This window comes from Vibrio atypicus (genome assembly GCF_009811315.1).
In the GTDB taxonomy this organism is placed as follows: Bacteria; Pseudomonadota; Gammaproteobacteria; order Enterobacterales; family Vibrionaceae; genus Vibrio; species Vibrio atypicus.
On record NZ_BLID01000004.1, the window covers coordinates 214,102 to 234,558 of the forward strand.

At 44.5% G+C, this 20,457-nt stretch carries 21 protein-coding genes; 8 read left to right on the forward strand and 13 right to left on the reverse strand.

The genetic code is table 11. The features are described from left to right. Positions 1-43: 43 nt before the first annotated feature. The 7 genes from rlmM to pomA form a co-directional block, all read right to left on the reverse strand. Positions 44-1,135: a 23S rRNA (cytidine(2498)-2'-O)-methyltransferase RlmM gene (rlmM, locus tag GVO60_RS10530; protein ID WP_159653700.1), complete on the reverse strand. Its 1,092-nt coding sequence runs from the start codon at positions 1,133-1,135 to the stop codon at positions 44-46. After that, on the reverse strand, positions 1,132-1,530 hold the full coding sequence (locus GVO60_RS10535; protein WP_159653702.1) for a DUF423 domain-containing protein: 399 nt from the start codon (positions 1,528-1,530) through the stop codon (positions 1,132-1,134). The genes rlmM and GVO60_RS10535 overlap by 4 nt, the downstream gene beginning before the upstream one ends. Continuing rightward, complete coding sequence (locus GVO60_RS10540; RefSeq protein WP_159653704.1) at positions 1,520-2,146, reverse strand: alpha/beta fold hydrolase; 627 nt, start codon at positions 2,144-2,146, stop codon at positions 1,520-1,522. The genes GVO60_RS10535 and GVO60_RS10540 overlap by 11 nt, the downstream gene beginning before the upstream one ends. Then, positions 2,139-3,047, reverse strand: a complete 909-nt coding sequence (locus tag GVO60_RS10545) for a transcriptional regulator GcvA (protein WP_159653706.1) — start codon at positions 3,045-3,047, stop codon at positions 2,139-2,141. Before GVO60_RS10545 ends, GVO60_RS10540 begins: the two co-directional genes overlap by 8 nt. A 382-nt stretch (positions 3,048-3,429) precedes the next feature. Next, complete coding sequence (thiI, locus tag GVO60_RS10550) at positions 3,430-4,878, reverse strand: tRNA uracil 4-sulfurtransferase ThiI (RefSeq protein WP_159653708.1); 1,449 nt, start codon at positions 4,876-4,878, stop codon at positions 3,430-3,432. 172 nt (positions 4,879-5,050) lie between these two features. After that, on the reverse strand, positions 5,051-5,998 hold the full coding sequence (locus GVO60_RS10555; RefSeq protein WP_159653710.1) for a flagellar motor protein MotB: 948 nt from the start codon (positions 5,996-5,998) through the stop codon (positions 5,051-5,053). A gap of 9 nt (positions 5,999-6,007) precedes the next feature. Then, positions 6,008-6,772 (reverse strand): flagellar motor protein PomA, encoded by a 765-nt coding sequence (pomA, locus tag GVO60_RS10560; RefSeq protein ID WP_159653712.1) that lies wholly within the window; start codon positions 6,770-6,772, stop codon positions 6,008-6,010. 250 nt (positions 6,773-7,022) lie between these two features. Here pomA and xseB point away from each other — a divergent pair, with 250 nt between their 5' ends. Genes xseB through dxs form a run of 3 tightly spaced genes read left to right on the forward strand, consistent with a single transcriptional unit; the run spans position 7,023 to position 10,057 of the window. After that, positions 7,023-7,265: an exodeoxyribonuclease VII small subunit gene (gene xseB / locus GVO60_RS10565; protein ID WP_159653714.1), complete on the forward strand. Its 243-nt coding sequence runs from the start codon at positions 7,023-7,025 to the stop codon at positions 7,263-7,265. Between the two features lie 21 nt (positions 7,266-7,286). Continuing rightward, a complete protein-coding gene (gene ispA, locus GVO60_RS10570; RefSeq protein WP_159653716.1) occupies positions 7,287-8,171 on the forward strand; it encodes a (2E,6E)-farnesyl diphosphate synthase in 885 nt (294 codons plus the stop codon). 20 nt (positions 8,172-8,191) lie between these two features. After that, a complete protein-coding gene (dxs, locus tag GVO60_RS10575) occupies positions 8,192-10,057 on the forward strand; it encodes a 1-deoxy-D-xylulose-5-phosphate synthase (protein WP_159653718.1) in 1,866 nt (621 codons plus the stop codon). Positions 10,058-10,121: 64 nt separating this feature from the next. On the opposite strand, the gene truC is transcribed toward dxs, so the two are convergent. Further along, positions 10,122-10,844: a tRNA pseudouridine(65) synthase TruC gene (gene truC, locus GVO60_RS10580; RefSeq protein ID WP_159653720.1), complete on the reverse strand. Its 723-nt coding sequence runs from the start codon at positions 10,842-10,844 to the stop codon at positions 10,122-10,124. Further along, a complete protein-coding gene (locus GVO60_RS10585) occupies positions 10,844-11,158 on the reverse strand; it encodes a YqcC family protein (protein ID WP_159653722.1) in 315 nt (104 codons plus the stop codon). The genes truC and GVO60_RS10585 overlap by 1 nt, the downstream gene beginning before the upstream one ends. Positions 11,159-11,234: 76 nt before the next feature. Between GVO60_RS10585 and GVO60_RS10590 the strand changes: the two genes are divergently transcribed. Both GVO60_RS10590 and GVO60_RS10595 read left to right on the forward strand, forming a co-directional pair. Continuing rightward, the gene (locus GVO60_RS10590) at positions 11,235-12,272 is read left to right on the forward strand and encodes a DUF3549 family protein (protein WP_159653724.1); all 1,038 of its coding nucleotides are present in this window, start codon (positions 11,235-11,237) and stop codon (positions 12,270-12,272) included. Positions 12,273-12,274: 2 nt separating this feature from the next. Then, complete coding sequence (locus tag GVO60_RS10595; RefSeq protein WP_159653726.1) at positions 12,275-12,574, forward strand: DUF3301 domain-containing protein; 300 nt, start codon at positions 12,275-12,277, stop codon at positions 12,572-12,574. Here the strand turns inward: GVO60_RS10595 and GVO60_RS10600 are convergent. Next, positions 12,522-13,040: a GNAT family N-acetyltransferase gene (locus GVO60_RS10600; RefSeq protein ID WP_159653728.1), complete on the reverse strand. Its 519-nt coding sequence runs from the start codon at positions 13,038-13,040 to the stop codon at positions 12,522-12,524. The genes GVO60_RS10595 and GVO60_RS10600 overlap by 53 nt on opposite strands. 839 nt (positions 13,041-13,879) lie before the next feature. Between GVO60_RS10600 and GVO60_RS10605 the strand changes: the two genes are divergently transcribed. The 3 genes from GVO60_RS10605 to GVO60_RS10615 all read left to right on the forward strand — a co-directional run bounded on the left by GVO60_RS10605 (position 13,880) and on the right by GVO60_RS10615 (position 16,932). Continuing rightward, positions 13,880-14,164, forward strand: a complete 285-nt coding sequence (locus GVO60_RS10605) for a hypothetical protein (protein WP_159653730.1) — start codon at positions 13,880-13,882, stop codon at positions 14,162-14,164. A 204-nt stretch (positions 14,165-14,368) separates the two neighbouring features. Next, positions 14,369-15,430 carry a BMP family ABC transporter substrate-binding protein gene (locus GVO60_RS10610; RefSeq protein WP_159653732.1) on the forward strand — a complete coding sequence of 354 codons (1,062 nt, stop codon included), beginning with the start codon at positions 14,369-14,371 and terminating at the stop codon, positions 15,428-15,430. Further along, positions 15,427-16,932 carry a sensor domain-containing diguanylate cyclase gene (locus GVO60_RS10615; protein ID WP_159653734.1) on the forward strand — a complete coding sequence of 502 codons (1,506 nt, stop codon included), beginning with the start codon at positions 15,427-15,429 and terminating at the stop codon, positions 16,930-16,932. The genes GVO60_RS10610 and GVO60_RS10615 overlap by 4 nt, the downstream gene beginning before the upstream one ends. 48 nt (positions 16,933-16,980) lie before the next feature. On the opposite strand, the gene sucD is transcribed toward GVO60_RS10615, so the two are convergent. From sucD to odhB, 3 genes are all read right to left on the reverse strand, one after another. Continuing rightward, complete coding sequence (gene sucD / locus GVO60_RS10620; protein WP_159653736.1) at positions 16,981-17,853, reverse strand: succinate--CoA ligase subunit alpha; 873 nt, start codon at positions 17,851-17,853, stop codon at positions 16,981-16,983. Further along, the gene (gene sucC / locus GVO60_RS10625; protein ID WP_159653738.1) at positions 17,853-19,019 is read right to left on the reverse strand and encodes an ADP-forming succinate--CoA ligase subunit beta; all 1,167 of its coding nucleotides are present in this window, start codon (positions 19,017-19,019) and stop codon (positions 17,853-17,855) included. The genes sucD and sucC overlap by 1 nt, the downstream gene beginning before the upstream one ends. 208 nt (positions 19,020-19,227) lie before the next feature. After that, positions 19,228-20,433, reverse strand: coding sequence for a 2-oxoglutarate dehydrogenase complex dihydrolipoyllysine-residue succinyltransferase (odhB, locus tag GVO60_RS10630; RefSeq protein WP_159653740.1), 1,206 nt, complete (start codon positions 20,431-20,433; stop codon positions 19,228-19,230). Between the last annotated feature and the right edge of the window lie 24 nt (positions 20,434-20,457).

The window sequence follows — 20,457 nt, forward strand, 5'->3', positions numbered from 1 at the left end:
TCAAAAAAACGCTCCGTCGGGAGCGTTTTTTAATTTGAACGGATTAATGAGGAGAAATGTTCGATAAGCACTGAACGTGCACGGTAATCTCTTCACGGTCGTGGTAAAGATGCTTCGCTTGTAGTTTAAACTTCACATCATTGTCTTTTAGGAAGATCTTCAAGTTTTCGATATCTTGAAGCACTTCATCGTAACGACCTTTCATTGGCAATTTTAAGTTAAAAATCGCTTCTTTTGCCCAGCCACTGATGATCCACTCACCCATTAACTGCGCTACGCGCGATGGTTTTTCAATCATGTCACACACAAGCCAAGTCACGTTCTTACGTGCTGGTTCAAACTTAAAGCCATCTTCTTGGTGGTGTTTAACTTGACCGGTTTCCATTAGGCTATCTGCCATCATGCCGTTGTCTACTGAGTGAACGAACATAGAACGTTTCACTAGTTGATACGTCCAGCCACCAGGACAAGCACCTAAATCCACCCCCCACATGCCAGAAGCCAAACGCTCATCCCATTCATCGCGAGGAATGAATACGTGAAATGCTTCTTCAAGCTTCAATGTTGAACGGCTTGGTGCGTCCGCAGGGAATTTTAAGCGAGGGATACCCATGAAGAACTGCGAGTTGTTGCTTGGTAGCGAGTAACCCACATAACAGTGTCCCGGCTCAATAAAACAAATATGCAGTACAGGCTTTTTCGGGCTATCTTTCGGGAAAAGAATGCCTTTACCACGCAATGCTTGACGCATAGGCACAGTAAATTTACGACAGAACTTAAGAAGCTCTTTTGCTTCGTTCGTATCTGGCGTTTCAATGCGGATGTCGCCACAACGAGGCATAGCATCGACATCATTTAGCATGTCAAGAATCGGAGAGATACGATCTTCACGAGGCAAATCTTCAATTTCTACCGCCACAGCAAACATCTGACGTGCGAAAATCAGCGATTTAAAGTCTAGCTCTTTAACTAGCTTTTGTGCATCACCCTCTTGGTAACACTCAAACAAAACGTAGCCGCTGTTTTTCTTTACACGAGGAAAACCAAATACTTCTAACTGAGTGGCGCGATCTTGAATTTCACCTGCACACTCTTTCTCAAAGCCGCTGCGGCAATAGAGCATTAACTGTTTCACTGATTTACCTCTTTAATCTGTAGTGCTGCGTAAACGAACAATCCCCACCCCACCATAAACATCATGCCACCAAAAGGCGTCACTGGACCAAACCATTTGATCCCTGTTAATGCGAGTGCGTAGAGACTACCGCTAAAACAAAAGATGCCGATGATAAAGCAAATTGCAGCGAGGGCGAAATATTTTTGTGACTTAGCTGGCAATTTTAGCTGCATCAACACCGCACAGAGTAAAATCGCTATCGCGTGTATAAATTGATATTGGACGCCAGTATTGAATACATCCAGTAAATAAGGTGAAAGCATCGTCTTTAAGCCATGAGCAGCAAAAGCGCCTAAACCCACACCTAAACCAGATAATACGCCACCAATAGCAAGTAACTGCTTACTTCTCACTGTAGACCTCTAAAATGAACTGCGCGAGTTGCTTCACAGCCAGCTGAATATTGGCTTGCTCTGTATGGCCAGAGCTTTTACGAGGCTTAAAGCTATGGTCACCGTCGGGAATAAATTCAACTTTTACTGAGGAAGAAAGCGCAAACTCGGCGAACTCTTCTTTCTTACCAAAGGTATCGCGTTCACCTTGCAGTATAAGCGTCGGCTTATCGATATCGGCGAGATGATCACCTTTGAAGTTCTCTGGTTTACCGGGAGGATGAAAAGGGAAACCTAAACAGGCAATACCGGCTACATTCGATTCCCCTGCCAACAAGCTAGACATACGGCCACCCATGGACTTACCACCAATCACAACAGGTTTCCCTTCTGATAGCTCTTCAATGACGACTTGATACGCTTCTAATAGCTTCGGCGCGCGATCAGGCGGGCGACGTTTGCCATCTTCCGCGCGCTTCACCATATAAGGAAAATTAAAGCGAACGACTCGAATGCCACGCTTAGCTAATCCAGAAGCAACAGATGACATAAACTCATGGTCCATCCCTGCCCCAGCGCCATGAGCAAAAATAAACAATGGCAGGCCTGGTTCACCATCAATTAGGTAATCAGTCATCCAGCAAGTCCTCTTGCTCACTTTGTGCTTTCGCTAGCATCCAATCACGGAAAGTGGCGATACGGCCCATGTCAGCTTGCTTTTCATGGCAAACAACATAGAAAGCATTCTTAGTCACAAGCACTTCGTCAAATGGCGCGATCAGGCGTCCAGCTTCCATTTCAGGCTGAGCCAACACGTTATTACCTAACGCAACACCTTGACCGTGAGCAGCTGCTTGAAGAACCATGGTCGAGTGACTGAAGATCGGGCCATGATTAACGTTAACCCCTTCAATACCGTTTTGCTTAGCAAATTGTTTCCAATCTTTACGAGATGTATCGTGCAATAACGTATGTTGTTTCAAGTCACTTAGTGTTTCTAATGGTTTTACACCTAATAGTAGTGATGGAGAACAGAGAGGAATCAAGAATTCTTGGTACAACTTATCGGCACGAAGACCTGGCCAGTTTCCTCGACCATAGTAGATGGCAACATCCACATCATCCGTCAGAGAACCTTCATCCATATCCACTGCTTTAATGCGAACGTCGATATCCGGCTCTTGTTGGTTAAAATCCGCCAATCGCGGCACTAACCATTGAATAGCGAAACTTGGCGGTAAACTGATAGTCAACGCACCTTTTTCACTACGTTCAAGAACTTTATCAGTCGCTTCTGCTAGTGATGTAAAGATATCTTTAATATCGAGGAAATAGCTCTGCCCCTCTTCAGTAAGAAGTAGCGAGCGATTGCGCCTGCGAAATAGTTTTAAGCCAAGGAATTCTTCTAACGCTTTGATTTGATGACTCACTGCCGCTTGAGTAACAAATAGTTCCTCAGCAGCACGGGTAAAACTCAAGTGGCGCGCTGCAGCTTCAAACACTTTTAATGAGTTTAATGGAGGCAATCTTCTGGACATGTTGGCCTTCTATAAATTGGATTAGTTTTTTTAATCTGAAACATTATAAAATGTCCATTGCCTGAGGGCCAGAGAAATTCTATATTTCACCCCGCAGCAAAGAGCCAGAACGGCTTGATTCTTTTTTGAATCAATTGGCATATTGTTGCGATGTTGTGTTTGCAAACTCGTATTTCGAGTTAGGTAGGTTTCTACCACGTTTTGTCCCTTTTAAGTGAGACGAAACATATACTTCCTGTATTTATTTTGACCTGTCTGTCAAATTTTTTAGCACCGCCTTTATGGCGGTGTTTTTTTATGTCTGCAATATGCTCGCAGAAAACAAAAAAGCGCAAATCGAATCAACGATTTGCGCTTTCAATATTCTAATAGTCTATTTCAACTACGGGCGGTAAACTTTTACGTTGTGGAAGCCCTGCTCTTGCAGATAAAGTGCTTGTAAGCGGCTCATCACACCACGGTCACAGTACAATAAATACGTTTTAGATTGGTCTAAATCGCCAAATTGTGTACCCAGCTTAAAGAACGGAATGTGTTTAACTTCCACGCCATCAATCTCTAGAGGGTTGTCGTCTTCCTCTTCAGGGCTACGGATATCAAGCACAATCGCATGGTCTTCAACCGCTTGAACTTGCTCAACTTCTGGCGCAGCTTGCTCTGTCTCTTTCGCGATATCACGAATATCCATAACGCGAGCATCACGAACTACTTGCTCTAGAATATCAAAGTCAAACTTCTCTTCTTCGACGTCTAGCTTAGCTTTTACTGCTTTTACTGTCGGCTTCTTAGAGATAACACCACAGTATTCAGGCATTGTTTTCGCAAAGTCTTCAGTACCGATATCACGAGCAAGATTGATAATGTCTTCTTTGTCCCAGTTGATTAGCGGACGCAGAATCAAGGTATCTGTCACGTTATCGATATGACGCAAGTTAGTCAGTGTTTGGCTCGATACCTGACCTAATGCTTCACCCGTAACCAAAGCTTCAATCTTGAACTTCTCAGCCACCATACCCGCTGCACGCATAAACATACGCTTAAGGATTACGCCCATTTGGCCGTCATCCACTTTCTCTAAGATTTCAGCAACTACAGGCTCAAAATCAACTGAGATAAAACGAACTTTTGCAGATGAACCGTATTTGTTCCAAAGGTAGTGAGAAACCTGTTTAACACCAATCTCGTGCGCTGGACCACCAAGATTGAAGAAACAGTAATGCACTTTAGAACCACGTTTAATGTGTAGGTAACTTGAAACGCCAGAATCGAAACCACCAGAGATCAAGCTCAATACGTCTTCTTGCGTGCCTAGAGGGAAACCGCCTAGACCTTTGTGACGGGCGATCACTTGGTTCAACTTGTCGTTGGCTACTTCTACTTTAATAGAAACATCTGGATTCTTTAGCTTCACGCGTGCGCTTTCAATAGCTTGGTTTAGACCACCACCTACATAACGCTCTAGTTCGATAGACGTGAAGTCATGCTTACCGCGACGCTTTGCACGAACAACAAACGTTTTACCTTCAAGGCTTTCACGGTTTAGCTCTAGCACTTGTTCGTAAATATCATGCAGATCAGTGAAGTCTGATTGCTGAACTTCAAGTACGTGGTGAATACCAGGCGTATGCGTCAGAACTTCGATCGTCTCTTGTTTGTACTGATCCGATTCAGAAGTCACTTCGATGTGGTCACGACGGTTAAATACCGCGACAGACTCAGTACGACTTTTAATGACGTTGCGAATGTTACATTCAAGAATCTTTGTGAAGCGCTTACGCACCGACTCACTTTTTACGAAGATTTCTGGATGGGGCTTAACGATAAATTTCATAATTCACTTCACAAGTTAACAGTTTCGCAGAATAGATTCGCTTTCTAGCACGTCATTTAACACTTAAGTCTCAACGCCGCTAGCTAAGGGCGCAAGATTATACATTAAGCGACCAATATAAAAAAGACGAGCGTGATGCTCGTCTCATTGTTTACGTTATGCGTTTAAGGGACTAATTTCCTAACACAGGTACTTCGTCACTTTGCAACGCTTCACCCTGCATAATACTAATTTCGACGCGGCGATTACGAGAGCGCTGCGCTTCGGTATCATTTGGCCCTAGTGGCTCAGTACCCGCCATGCCTCGAACACGGAGTCGTTCTGGTGTAAAGCCACGAACTTTCTCCATTTCTTGCGCGACAGATACGGCTCGTTGCGCAGACAAATCCCAGTTTGAACGGTACAGCTCAGACTCGATACGTTGATTGTCTGTATGGCCAGAAACCCGAACAATGCCTGGAATGTCTTTCACCAAATCTGCAATTTGGCGAACCAAAGGCCTGAACTTAGGTTGCAAGAACGCAGAACCTTCAGGGAAGGCGCCTTTTTCTCGAATACGAATATCAATCTGTTGACCGAGATTCTCTACCTCAATCGCACCTTGTTCTATCTCTCGCTCTAGCGCTTTCTTAATGCTCTCCATTAATGTTTCAAGCTCTTGAGACATCTCTGCAGATTGCTGTTGCTGGCTATCTGATTCTGAGTTTTGGTTATTTTGAGTAGAAGTTTCAGGTGATTGACCGCCCGTTAACTTACCTTGATCTCGTTGTGTACCACCCGCACGATCAGATTCCCCTTCATGAAACTCAAGTGTTTGCTGGGTAATATCGATCGTTTGCTGCATGATGACATCAATAGGTGTTGGCTCCGGACGCCCAGGCCTAAATTCTTGCGCGATGATACTGGTCCCTTTCGGGATATCTTTCACTTCAAGACGGTTTTGCACACCAAATGCAAATTTCATCGAACCCGCGATCTGTTTAAACTTAAGTACATCCATCTCAGAGAACGAAAGCAGCAGTACGAAGAAACACATCAGCAGTGACATCAAGTCAGCGAATGTCCCCATCCAGAGCGGGAGGCCAGGCGGCGGACATTTGCAGTCGTTATCATCATCCATAGCGTTCCCTTACTCGTTTTCTAAATCGAGTGCGCGTTTACCTTCGTTGAGGTAGTTCTTCAAGTAACTATCAATGACTCGTGGGTTTTGGCCATCTTGGATTGCAAGTACACCATCCATCACCAATCGACGGTTTAGTTTCTCTTGCTCACGGCGCAGTGACAGCTTGTCGGCAATTGGGAAAAACACCATGTTAGATAAGATTGCACCGTATAACGTCGTTAAAAGTGCTACCGCCATCGCTGGACCAATTGATTTTGGATCGTCCATGTTCGATAGCATCGCAACCAGACCAACCAGCGTACCAATCATTCCCATCGCGGGAGCAACGTCACCGAAAGCACGGAAAACGCTGGCACCAAAATCGTGACGCTCATCGGTTAGAGCGATATCTTTCTGCAGCGCAGCACGCACTACGTCTGCATCGTGGCCATCCACCAGCAGGTCAATGCCCTTTTGCATGAAGCTATTGGTAATTTCCATCTCTTCTAATGCTAAGAAACCACCTTTACGCGCTGCATCCGCCATTTCAACGACTTTAGCAATCAGGTCTTCAGGCTCGTCCGATTTAAACATAAAGGCTTTACCGGCAATTTTCGCCGCGCCAAAGAACTGGCCCATAGTAAATTTCATCAACACAACGAAGGTTGAACCACCTACTACGATAAGAATCGACGTCACGTCGACGAACATCATGATGCTTCCGCCAAGTATCATCGCCATGATAACGAAAGCAAAACCGCCAATCAGTCCTAACAGCGTTGCTAAATCCACAAAGCACTCCTCATGCTATCTCTAAGCTTCTACCAAATTATATCGGCAACATCTTCAGATCTTTAGTGTTTTCTCTCTCTCTAATATAGATACTTATCCCAACTAGTAAACTAACCGATTACTAACTATTGACCTGACCCCTTGTTATGACCGAGCCAGTTCGATTTTTCTGACAATTTTACTCGGTTAAATTTGACCATCATTAAAGGCTAAGGTAACTTTCGTGCATCTTTATCTACTTAGACATATTATGGCGAGCAAAAAACCTGAAAATATGACCTTTGAGGCCACCATTGAAGAATTGGATTCAATCGTTGAAAACCTAGAGAATGGTGATTTGGCACTAGACGACGCTCTGAAGAAATTTGAGCGCGGTATCGCCCTAGCACGTTCAGGTCAAGGTAAGCTTCAAGATGCGGAACAACGCGTTAGCATCCTGCTAAGCAACGACGACCAATCTCCACTTAGTGACTTTGACGCTCAGCCAGAATAATTGATTTAGAAGATATACCCTATGCAAGAGGCTCTAACCTCACTTCAGCAGCGCAATAACGCTCAGCTTGAAGCGTGGCTTAATACATTCCCTCATCAGCAACAATCGCTGATCGAAGCCATGCGCTATGGCTTACTGCTTGGCGGCAAAAGAGCACGCCCTTTCCTTGTTTACATTACTGGCCAAATGCTTGGATGTACGCTTGAAGAACTCGACACACCTGCAGCCGCAGTTGAGTGTATCCACGCTTACTCGTTGATCCATGATGATTTACCAGCAATGGATGACGATGAACTGCGCCGAGGCCAACCGACTTGTCACATCAAATTTGATGAAGCAACGGCAATCTTAACTGGTGATGCACTTCAAACACTGGCATTTACAATTTTAGCCGATGGTCATTTGAGCTCTGATGCTGAAAGCCAACGTATTAAAATGGTAAAAGTACTGGCTGAAGCTTCTGGCGCAGCGGGTATGTGTATGGGTCAGTCGCTCGACCTCGCAGCCGAAAACCGAAGTGTATCTCTACAAGAGTTGGAAGAGATTCATCGCAATAAAACTGGTGCACTAATGAAATGTGCAATCCGCCTTGGCGCATTGGCCGCTGGAGAAAAAGGTGTCGAAGTATTGCCTCTGCTTGATAAATACGCAGATGCCATCGGCCTGGCTTTCCAAGTTCAAGACGACATCTTAGATATTATTAGTGATACAGAAACGTTAGGGAAACCTCAAGGTTCTGATCAAGAAGCGAACAAAAGCACTTATCCAGCGCTACTTGGATTAGAAGGCGCTATTAACAAAGCTCACACTCTGTTAACTGAAGCACTTCAAGCATTGGACGCAATCCCATACAATACAGAGTTACTCGAAGAGTTCGCCCGATATGTCATCGAGCGCAAGAACTAACACAATAAGCGCGCAATTATATGACTCTTGATATTTCAAAGTACCCAACACTGGCACTGGCTGATACGCCAGATGAGCTGCGTAGTCTTCCAAAAGAAGTACTACCAAAGTTATGTGATGAACTACGTACTTACTTATTGAATTCCGTTAGCCAATCTAGTGGTCACCTTGCTTCTGGCTTAGGCACGGTGGAACTGACTGTTGCATTACATTACGTCTACAACACACCTTTTGATCAACTTGTATGGGATGTAGGTCACCAAGCCTACCCCCACAAGATTCTTACAGGTCGTCGCGATCAAATGCCGACTATTCGCCAGAAAGACGGCTTACACCCTTTTCCATGGCGTGAAGAGAGTGAATACGACACTCTGTCGGTAGGTCATTCTTCGACTTCAATCAGTGCGGCACTTGGTATGGCGATCAGTGCCGGCAAAGAAGACCAGAATCGCAAAGTCGTTAGCGTCATTGGTGATGGTGCGATTACAGCCGGTATGGCATTTGAGGCAATGAACCACGCAGGTGATGTTCACCCTGACATGCTGGTTATTCTGAATGACAACGAAATGTCGATTTCAGAGAACGTTGGCGCTCTTAACAATCACCTTGCTCAAGTGCTTTCTGGTAGCCTTTATACCTCTATCCGTGAAGGCGGCAAAAAAGTACTTTCTGGTGTTCCACCGATCAAAGAGTTAGTTCGCCGCACGGAAGAGCATCTTAAAGGCATGGTAGTACCTGGCACGCTGTTTGAAGAGCTAGGTTTCAACTACATTGGCCCAGTCGATGGCCATGATGTGAATGAACTGGTTAAAACGCTTAAGAATATGCGAGAGCTTAAAGGCCCGCAGTTCTTGCACATTATGACTAAAAAAGGCAAAGGCTATGAGCCAGCGGAAAAAGATCCGATTGGTTACCACGGCGTGCCAAAATTTGACCCAAGCCACCATTCTCTACCAAAGAGCAGCGGCGGAAAGCCAAGTTTCTCTAAGATTTTTGGCGACTTCCTATGTGACATGGCTGCACAAGATCCAAAACTCATGGCAATTACGCCAGCAATGCGTGAAGGTTCTGGCATGGTACGTTTCTCGAAAGAGTTCCCAGACCAGTACTTTGATGTGGCGATTGCTGAACAACATGCTGTGACGTTGGCAACAGGTATGGCGATTGCGGGTGACCATCCAATCGTAGCGATTTACTCCACCTTCCTTCAGCGTGGTTACGATCAGTTGATTCATGATGTCGCAATCATGGATCTACCTGTCATGTTTGCCATTGACCGCGCGGGTTTGGTTGGCGCTGATGGTCAAACTCACCAAGGTGCATTTGATCTTAGCTTCATGCGTTGTATTCCAAACATGGTAATCATGGCACCAAGTGACGAGAACGAATGTCGTCAAATGCTTTACACCGGCCATAAACATACAGGCCCATCGGCTGTTCGCTACCCTCGTGGTACAGGCTTAGGCACCGAGATCGAGAAAGCATTCACTGCAATGGAAATCGGTAAAGGCCGCATAGTTCGTCAAGGCGAAAAAGTGGCGATTCTGAGCTTTGGTACCTTCTTAGGTAATGCTCTTGAAGCTGCTGAATCCCTCAATGCAACCGTGGCCGATATGCGCTTTGTGAAGCCACTTGATGAAGCGTTGATCAAGCAACTTGCCGCAGACCACGATGTGCTCGTCACACTGGAAGAAAACGCGATTGCTGGTGGCGCTGGGGCAGGCGTTATTGAATTCATGATGAAAGAAAAGTTACTAAAGCCTGTCTTGAACTTAGGTCTTCCTGATGAGTTTGTTCATCAAGGCACTCAAGATGAGCTGCACGCAGAACTCGGCTTAGATGCGAAAGGCATCGAAAAAGCCATTGTTGAGTATCTAGCAAAGTAATCAGCTCTCTTCACTGAAACATTAAAAAGCCCTCATTCGAGGGCTTTTGTTTATCTAAACGAATTTACTGCGGCATAGACCAGTTAAACTCCTCAAAGAGTTTTTGCCAGGTTTCATCCACACTCGCTTCTATCGTCAATGTTTGTTCGGTAAAAGGATGAACAAACGTCAATGATGATGCATGCAGTAATAACCGGTGCGAGTCGTACACGTCTCTGAACAGCTTATTATGCTTACCATCACCATGAGTCGTATCACCAACAATAGGATGGCGTAGGTGCGCCATATGGCGTCTCAACTGGTGTTTACGCCCTGTTAACGGCTTCATTTCCATTAAACAGTAGCGAGTCGTTGGAAACCGCCCCGTAGAGTGCGGCACTTCAACTTGCGCTAACGGTTTATAATCGGTAACCGCTTCTTGTGGCTCTTTCTCTTTGCTAGCGTGTTTATCGGCAATCTTGTCGAGCTCGACTTTCAACGCATAATCCAAACGACCTTCTTCTAAAATCCAACCACGAACAATCGCATGGTAGGTTTTTTCCATTTCATGATTGGCGAACATCGGCATCACTTGCGATGCAACTTCGCTCGACAAAGCAAATATAAGCACGCCCGAAGTCGGTCTATCTAAACGGTGCAGTGGAAACACGTGCTGACCAATCTGATCACGCAGAGTTTGCATTACAAATTGTGTTTCGTGTTTGTCTAACCAACTGCGGTGAACCAACATACCTGCAGGCTTGTTGACGGCAACAAAATACTCATCCTGATAAATGATTTCTAGCATCAGGCGCAAACCTCATCAATCGAAGCTAATAGTGTTAATAGTGGTTTATATTCAGGGTGCTCTTTCCAGCACTCTTCAAAATAGGGCGTGATCGAAAAGCCGCGTGGTAAAGACATCTCTTGTTTGATCAAAATGTGCATCTTCTCTAAGAAAATCCACTGTAGCCATTCTTCCGGCTGGAGCGTATCCACAGCGAACGGCTCTTGGCTTAACATTGCTTGCGGTTCTGGTATTTGCTCTTGCCATAAGCCAACCGCCTGCATTTGCTGAGGAATTTGCTCTAAAAGGTGTAACAATTGTTGTGCTTTTGTCATAAACCCATCACGTTGACCTTGAAAATAGGCGTAAGAGTACCATTTATATAGGAAATAAAGTTAGGACTATTCTCTAATGGAAACCATTCATACTCTTACCCAGCTACTGACTGAAAGCCATTGCCAATACCAAGTGTACGACCTTGGCCGCCGCATTCGTCATATCGACAGCAAAACCTTTGCCGATGTTGAACAAGGCCTAATGCCTTACCCGTTTCCAATGCAACGTAAAGCCCATTTAGCCATCGCTTATTGGAACGAACATAAGCAACCTTGGATTTGGTTCTTAAAGTTTGAGCTAGACGAACGAGGTCTATTCAAACAAGCGGATATTGGCAACTTCCTCAAGTATGTCATCGAAGCGATGGGAACACGCATTAATCAAGATATGAGTGAAGACCAACAACAGAAGCTGGCCAATAACCCATACACATTCAAGCCCGCTGAAGACAAAATGGCGGTTTTCCACTCCCAAATTCGTGCCAAGCTGGACTTACCTTGCAGCCAATATTACGAACATGCTCAACACTATTTTGCTGGAGGGCTTGGTTGGGACAAATGGCAAACTGTCGGCTTGCAAGGAGTAACGGATATCTGTGCGCGATTAGGCCAAGAGCAAAATGGCGTCAACCTGCGTAAAGCACTGCAACACTTACCCAATGAACCACTCTATGCTCTCCTTGGCGCTTTAGAGCATACAGGGATCCAAACCAAGCTTGCGCAGCGTATTGCGCAATTAGCTACAGAGCAAATTGATAGACAAAATCCAGATATCTTCTTGCTTGGAGCGCTGGCGAGAGCACTTTCAGGCGCCGAGAAAGAGATTGCAGAACCGGTACTGAAACAGATACTAAGTTCACCACGGTTAAGCCACCAAGAGGTACTTATCGGTATCGCAGGTCGCAGTTGGCACTTACTTGCTGATCCAGAGATCGCAGAATTGTTCTTGCTACGTCTAGCTCAAACAGGAAACCAAGCTCTGTTCAATCAGCTGTTTGCCGATCTTGTTATGCTACCTGAGCTACGTATGGTGTTATTACCACTGCTTCACTCTAGTCCTTCACAAGAATTAGCAGCAGCGCTGGTTTCTCTGCAGCAAGCAACTAAGGGATAATTATGATTAGTGACCTACTCGCGATCCTTGGCCTTACCGTGATTTGCTTTCTGTTCTGGCAACAGCGCCGACAAGCTGAACTTGCAAAAAGTATTGCCAACAGAAAATGTGAGCAGATGGATCTGCAATTGATAAGCGTTGCACTAAAAGGTCACAAACTAAAAACGCCAGACGGTGTCTGGCGTTGGCATTCTATCTATCAATTTGAATTTTCATCTTTGGGCGATGACTGCTATCAAGGTTCTTTGACTATGCAGGGATTCCACTTAACCAAGATTGACCTACCGCCGCATCGGATGTAAATAGAAATTCGTCATATGGGCCGAACGTATCGCGTTTGTGAGCCGAGAATTCAAAACCTAATTTATTCAAAATTTTAATTGATGGCTGATGATCGATATTCGATGTCGCCATCACATGAGTCAGGTTGAGGTCTCGGACTGCTTTAGGAAAAAAAGCGACAAGCGCTTCGCTACCAATCCCCTTACCCCAAAAGGCTTTATCAAATAAATAGCCCAACTCAGGCTTAGTATCTAAATCTGAAATAAATACGTGCCCCATGTATTCACGAGTATGGCTATCAAGTACTGCTCTTGCATAGATATTACGGTCATGCAGCACTCGCTCAAACAGCTGTTTCGCTGAAGAGACCGTATGAGGCCCATTCATTTGAGCACGGTTCTTTGCACAGCAGTTAAGCAGTAAGAAGTCTGATTGTAACGACTCGTTATAAGGGACTAATAACGATCGGCGAGTCACTATTGTCATAAGACATCCTTGTATACAGCAAGCTGTAAATTGTTTTTCTGGTTACCGTGTGCACCAAACAAATTCGAATCACGAGCTTATTTGGGTGGGTGTAAAACAAAGCCGAAAAGTTATACCAACTGAAGATTTTTATTATTGATCTAGATTGTTTTTTGTTCGATGTCGTGTGAAAAAATCACAGATTAAGAAAAGCCCCGACACTTGCGTATCGGGGCTATAGTCTTACTCGCAGCAATCCGGCTACAAAAAATGCTCCATGCATCTTCCTTAATAGCTACTGAATCCTTCAGTAATATCCTAACGTCGCCTTCCTAGCGGTGTCCAAATCATCCTGAATGCTAACATTCCTCGTCAGCACACATCACTTGTTCCTTGAGCGGTGTCCTTGGTATCTTCCTGATACTGTCCTTCCTCATCCTAGAGGTGTCCATGTCAGTCCTTTGTCGCTGATATCCTATCAACGATTGTGTCCTTACAATGTCCTTCACTCCATGCTGGTCAGTATTCCGCACTAACCAAATCTTCATCCTGAAGATAACCAAATCCTTGGCTTTTTCCTGTTCCGTGTCAGCATCCTTCCGACAGCTTCTAATTTACCCTAATAAGCTTTTTAGGCAATCCACTACAACAAACACTTTGCTGAAACAAGAAAGTAATAAATTAAATTAAATAATAAAAACAAACAGTTAACGTCAAGTATTTCCATTTTTTCGCGACATAAACTCTAGTTGTCTTACATTCAATGTAAGAGATCTCGCACACAGCAGTACCAAATTTTCTATTCGCCAAAAAGCCTGCTCGACAGTAATATTACCCTAACGACCAAATATGGAGGTTTTATGCTTACCCAAGATGTTAGCCAAGAGCTAAAAGAAATCCTTGAGCAACTACACTCGGAAGGAAAAGAAGCAACTGTTGCTATGGTAAAAGCGCGCCTGAGTACCCCAGTACCCATGCCAGCACTCATCACAACGATTAAAAGCTGGAAGCAGTCAAATCGCGTACCAAAGGTAGAAGTTGCCTCTCAGCAAGAAACTCAATTAGATCGAGTTGCAGAATTAGAAAAGCAAGTCGCCGAACTCACCCAAAGACTCGTTGCTTTAGAAAAAATTCTCAATGTTTGATCGAAATCCCCTCTTGACACTCCAACCTTTATAAACAGGTGTCAAACTGATAAAAATCAGCCAGTTACATGGCTGATTTTAAGTATACAAGGCAACAAAATGCGAGCTATATCATAGTTTACAGATACCACTAATTATACACTTACACATAATCAATCAATTGCACTACCACATTAATAAAGTGCTTCAGTCAATGGTCATTCTATGTCAGTAACAGATCTCGGCCAGAAGCGATTCAGGTTTACAACGCCGTTCTTTCAATTCTCCCCATCAGCCCTTATCACTATTCTTTTTTGGGCTTTTACAACCAGTATCGCATTGGCTACCAATGTTCCATTTAAGCCAGTAGTGCTTTTTCAAGGAGAGGTTCAACCAGGCTCCTATCTACACCTTATTGACTCAGGCATTCACCGTTTCGAACAATCAACTGGTATCTCGGTAAAGCGCATTCAGCTCAAGCCTAGCAATACTGGCTACTTGGCAGAGTTAGAACGTGCGGCTCAAGAAGGGTACAGCCCGGTTATCGTTCAAGACTCAAATGCTATTAGCTCTTTTCCTGAAGTCGCTAAACAGTATCCTTCTGTTCGCTTTATTTCGCTTGATGTGGCCTACCATGTACCCAATATCCTCGGTATCACCTTCAATCACGCAGAAGGGGCTTATATTATCGGCTACTTGAGTGGACTGAAAACCAAAACAAACAAAGTTGGTTTCATTGGTGGTATCGATGTACCTGTCATCAACCATTTTAGATGCGGCTATCAACTTGGTGTTAAGGATGCGAATCCAAAAGCTTCCGTAACCAGCCGATTCATCAACAACGGCGCTTACTCTTGGGATGATATCGATACAGCGACAAAACTCGCTAAGCAGCTACTAAACCAAGATATCGACGTTATTTTCCCTGTTGCTGGATACGCGAGCCTTGGTGTTGTCGATACCATCAAGAAACAAGGTCATGGTTACAGTTTTGGTATTGACTTTGACTACTCGCACGACTATCCCAATACGACGCTCGCGTCACTAGAAAAGAAAGTCGACGTCGCCATTTACGCCGCATTAATGCAGCTAAACAAGGGAATTTGGACCGGAAACCATAAACAATTTGGTGTAAAGCAGAATGTTATTTCAGTTTCGATTAACCAAAACAACCCTGATTTAACGCCGAGTGACAAAGAGAAAGTTAATCAACTATTAGTCGAGCTAAAAGGAAAGAGCAGCATCATCTCGCAAAAGATTGATCAGCACTGTGCATCACTGCTATGAAAACACTCCACACTTATGTGATTTCCGTTTATCTGTTGCTTACAACAATCCCAGTTCTTGTCTTTGGTGGACTAGGGATCGCGCGCGAGATTTATTTAACTCATAACAGTGAAACTGAGCGCTACGAACAAGTACTTAGCCAACAGCAAGTCGAATCTAGAAACGCGTTGCTTGATTTTGATTTAACCGAAGCTGAGCTGGTCGCAACCCGAGTTGCTCAACTAGATTACATCATCTCAGTTAAACTGGAATCGTTTCAATACGCGATGACCATGGCTGAAATCGTCAATAGTGGCTCCAAACTCGGAGAAACACTTTCCTACCCAATATATGATGACCATCAACTGATTGGCCAGTTGACGGTAATAAAGGATAGAAACGCTTTCATCACCAACATTATCTATAACTCAGCTCCCCAAGCTCTGGTGCTTCTCTCGATCTTGAGCATTACCGCGCTTTTATTTAGCCGTACAATCGTTTCGGCACTAAAGCGTCCATTCATGGGTTTACAAAAGTTTGCTTTTCAAATCACCAATGGTGACTATCAAACGCCCTCTAGAACAGATTCTGATTTCGTCGAAATCGCTGGTATATTTAAAGCGCTTGAAACAATGAGAGCGAAACTTAAAACCACCATTACTCAGCTGAAAGATAGTGAAGAAAGATATTCGAAAACCTATAATTTGACGCAAGTTTGTCTATTTGTAATCGACATACAGCAAAGGAAATTAATTCGCTCCAATTCAATGTTCAATCAGATATTGAGTCAAATCCCAATAGAGGAACGACGAGGAAAGCTCGATGGTTTTTTAACACAACTGCTCGACCATGATCACACCGAGAGCTTTCATTACTCACTCGAATTCAACGGCCTTCTAAACCACTACCAAGTCAATCACAGCCCAGAAATTCAAGGAGAAATTGAATGCTCAGCATTGGATATTACTCAACTAATCGAGGCGAATAGACTTGCTGAAAGACAACTTGTCACTGATGTCCTTACACAAGTCTCCAACCGATTTAGCTTTAATCGATTTATTGATCGCGTCGGCAAAGGCCAGGTCAATGACGTAACGATAATGATGATTGACCTCAATGGGTTCAAAACGATCAATGATACTTATGGGCATAACGCTGGTGACAAAGTTCTCGTCGATATTGCTCACCGATTAAATCAAACCCTTGAACATACATGTCAAAATATTTATCGATTAGGGGGGGATGAGTTTGTCATTACCATTGAAGCGCCATTCAACATGAATAAGGTTCAGCAGCTCGCGGCAAAGATTCAAACAACAGCTTATATCCCTGTTCAGCACCAGAATCATCAATTGTCTGTTAGCCTAAGCGTTGGCGTTGAACACTATAGTCATAACAATTATACGTCTATTGAGAAAAGCTTAAATAATGCCGATATATTAATGTATCAAGCGAAGTCAGATGGCCTTGGAGTTAAGTTCTCTCCGGCTTTAGATAACGCCCCGACACTACAGGCAGAATAAAAAAAGGCTTGGCACAATGCCAAGCCTTTATCATTTCAGTGGAAGGGATTACCAACCTGTCACTTCACGTAGACCTTTACCGATCTCAGCAAGAGATTTAACCGTCTTCACACCTGCCGCTTCTAGAGCTGCAAATTTGTCTTCTGCAGTACCTTTACCACCAGAGATAATCGCACCAGCGTGGCCCATACGTTTCCCAGGAGGCGCAGTAACACCAGCAATGTAAGAAACAACTGGCTTAGTCACGTTCTCTTTGATGTAAGCTGCTGCTTCTTCTTCCGCAGTACCGCCGATTTCACCAATCATTACGATTGCTTCAGTTTCTGGGTCTTCTTGGAACAGTTTTAGGATATCAATGAAGTTTGAACCTGGGATTGGGTCACCACCGATGCCAACACACGTAGATTGGCCGAAACCTTCGTCAGTTGTTTGCTTAACAGCTTCGTACGTTAGTGTACCTGAGCGTGAAACGATACCCACTTTACCTTTCTTGTGGATATGGCCTGGCATGATACCAATCTTACACTCATCAGGAGTGATAACACCGGGACAGTTAGGACCGATCATGCGAACACCAGTTTCTTCTAGCTTCACTTTAACGTCGATCATATCTGTTGTTGGGATACCTTCCGTGATAGTCACGATAAGCTCGATACCTGCGTCAATCGCTTCAAGGATTGCATCTTTACAGAATGGTGCTGGTACGTAGATAACTGTCGCAGTTGCGCCCGTAGCTTCTACTGCTTCACGTACTGTGTTGAATACAGGTTGACCTAGGTGAGTTTGACCACCTTTACCAGGAGAAACACCACCAACCATCTGCGTGCCGTACGCGATAGCTTGCTCTGAGTGGAAAGTACCTTGACCACCAGTGAAGCCCTGACAGATTACTTTAGTGTCTTTGTTAATTAGTACAGACATTATTTCGCCTCCGCAGCAGCAACAACTTTCTGAGCAGCATCTGTTAGCGACTCAGCAGCAATGATATCAACATCAGAATTAGCAAGAACTTCACGACCTAGATCTGCGTTAGTACCTTCTAAACGAACAACTACAGGCACTGTTACGCCTACTTCTTTAACCGCACCGATAATACCTTCTGCGATCATGTCACAACGAACGATACCGCCGAAGATGTTTACAAGTACTGCTTTAACATTGTCATCAGAAAGGATGATCTTAAATGCTTCTGCAACACGCTCTTTTGTCGCGCCGCCGCCTACATCTAAGAAGTTTGCTGGTTTGCCGCCGTGTAGGTTTACGATATCCATCGTACCCATCGCAAGGCCTGCACCGTTAACCATACAGCCAACGTTACCATCTAGTGCTACGTAGTTCAGTTCCCACTGAGCTGCGTGTGCTTCACGCTCGTCTTCTTGCGAAGGATCGTGCATTTCACGTAGCTTAGGCTGACGGTAAAGTGCGTTTGAATCGATGTTGATTTTACCGTCTAGACAAAGCAAGTTGCCTTCGCCAGTAATAACAAGAGGGTTGATCTCAAGTAGAGCTAAGTCGTACTGAGCAAACATCTCACCAAGACCCATGAAGATCTTAACGAACTGTTTGATTTGGTCGCCAGCTAAGCCAAGCTTAAATGCTAGCTCACGACCTTGATATGCTTGAGGGCCAACTAATGGATCGATTGCCGCTTTGTGAATCAACTCAGGGGTCTCTTCTGCGATTTTTTCGATATCCACACCGCCTTCAGTAGAAGCCATGAATACAATTTTACGACTAGCGCGGTCTACAACAGCACCTAGGTAAAGTTCATTGGCGATATTAGACGCTTCTTCAACTAGGATTTTTGTTACTGGCTGACCGTTTGCATCTGTTTGGTATGTCACTAGGTTTTTACCTAGCCACTTTTGAGCAAACTCTTTAACGCCATCTTTTGTGTCGTGCAGCTCAACGCCACCCGCTTTACCACGTCCACCCGCGTGAACCTGACACTTTACAACTTTCTTTTCTGTTGCAATGCGACCCGCAGCTTCAAAAGCTTCTTGTGGTGTATCACAAGCGAAGCCTTCCGGTACAGGCAAACCGAATTCTGCAAACAGCTGTTTGGCTTGGTATTCATGCAAATTCATTTTGATATTCCGTTTATTTTCCCTTCAAGGGATTATTATTTCCATAACGCCACATGGTGTTGTGGTACGTCTGTAGGGTCTTCTCAATCAAATCGTTATCCATTTTTTAATGGCTTCACGACTCAAATGAAGGCCAGACGTGAGCAAGTCTAGCCTTTAAAAGTTATCACCGTCTAGCCAACCAAGTCAGCTAGACGTTTTAGCGATATTAAACGTCTAATAGTAGACGTGCTGGATCTTCTAGTAGTTCTTTAATCGTCACTAGGAAGCCCACTGACTCACGGCCATCGATTAAACGGTGGTCGTAAGATAACGCTAGGTACATCATTGGCAAGATTTCTACTTTGCCATCAACCGCCATTGGACGCTCTTGGATTTTATGCATACCAAGAATCGCTGACTGAGGTGGGTTGATGATTGGTGTAGACATCAATGAACCAAATACGCCGCCGTTAGTGATAGTAAAGTTACCGCCCATCAGCTCATCAACAGTCAACTTGCCGTCACGGCCTTTAATTGCTAGCTCTTTGATGCCTTTTTCTACGTCAGCAAAGCCTAATGTGTCACAGTCTTTCAGCACTGGAGTTACTAGACCGCGTGGCGTTGATACCGCCATGCTGATGTCGAAGTAGTTGTGATAAACGATGTCATCACCGTCAATAGACGCGTTAACTTCAGGGAAGCGTTTTAGTGCTTCTGTCACTGCTTTCACGTAGAAAGACATAAAGCCTAGACGAATACCATGACGCTCTTCGAACTGATCTTTGTACTGCTTACGAAGATCCATGATTGGTTTCATGTTCACTTCGTTGAACGTTGTCAGCATTGCCGTATTGTTCTTCGCTTCCAGTAGACGGTTTGCGACTGTCTTACGTAGGCGAGTCATAGGTACACGTTTCTGGCTACGGGCTGCAGCTGGCGCTTCAACTACTGGCTCTTCTGCTTTCGGTGTTGATTTCGCTGCTGCTAAATGCGCATCGACATCTTCACGAGTGATACGACCACCAACACCTGTACCTTTCACTTGGCTCGCTTCTAGGTTGTGTTCTGCTAGTAGACGGCGAACTGCAGGGCTTAGCGCATCATTGCTTTCTTCTGTTAGTGCCGCTTTGTGACGCTTATCAGGAGAAGCTTCTGTTGCTTCTGTCGTATCAGTCGTTGGTTCACCCGCGACGGCGCCAGGCTTAAGCTTAGCGATCAGCTGCTTAGAAAGTACTGTTGCACCTTCTTCTTCAATGATTGCCTCTAGTACACCCGCTTCCGGAGCTGGTACTTCAAGAACCACTTTGTCTGTTTCGATATCAACCAGAACTTCATCACGCTCTACTACGTCGCCTGGTTTTTTGTGCCATGTTGCCACTGTTGCATCAGCGACCGATTCAGGTAAATCTGGAACCAGAATTTCAATTGTCATATCCGTTTCTTCCTTTTACTTCTA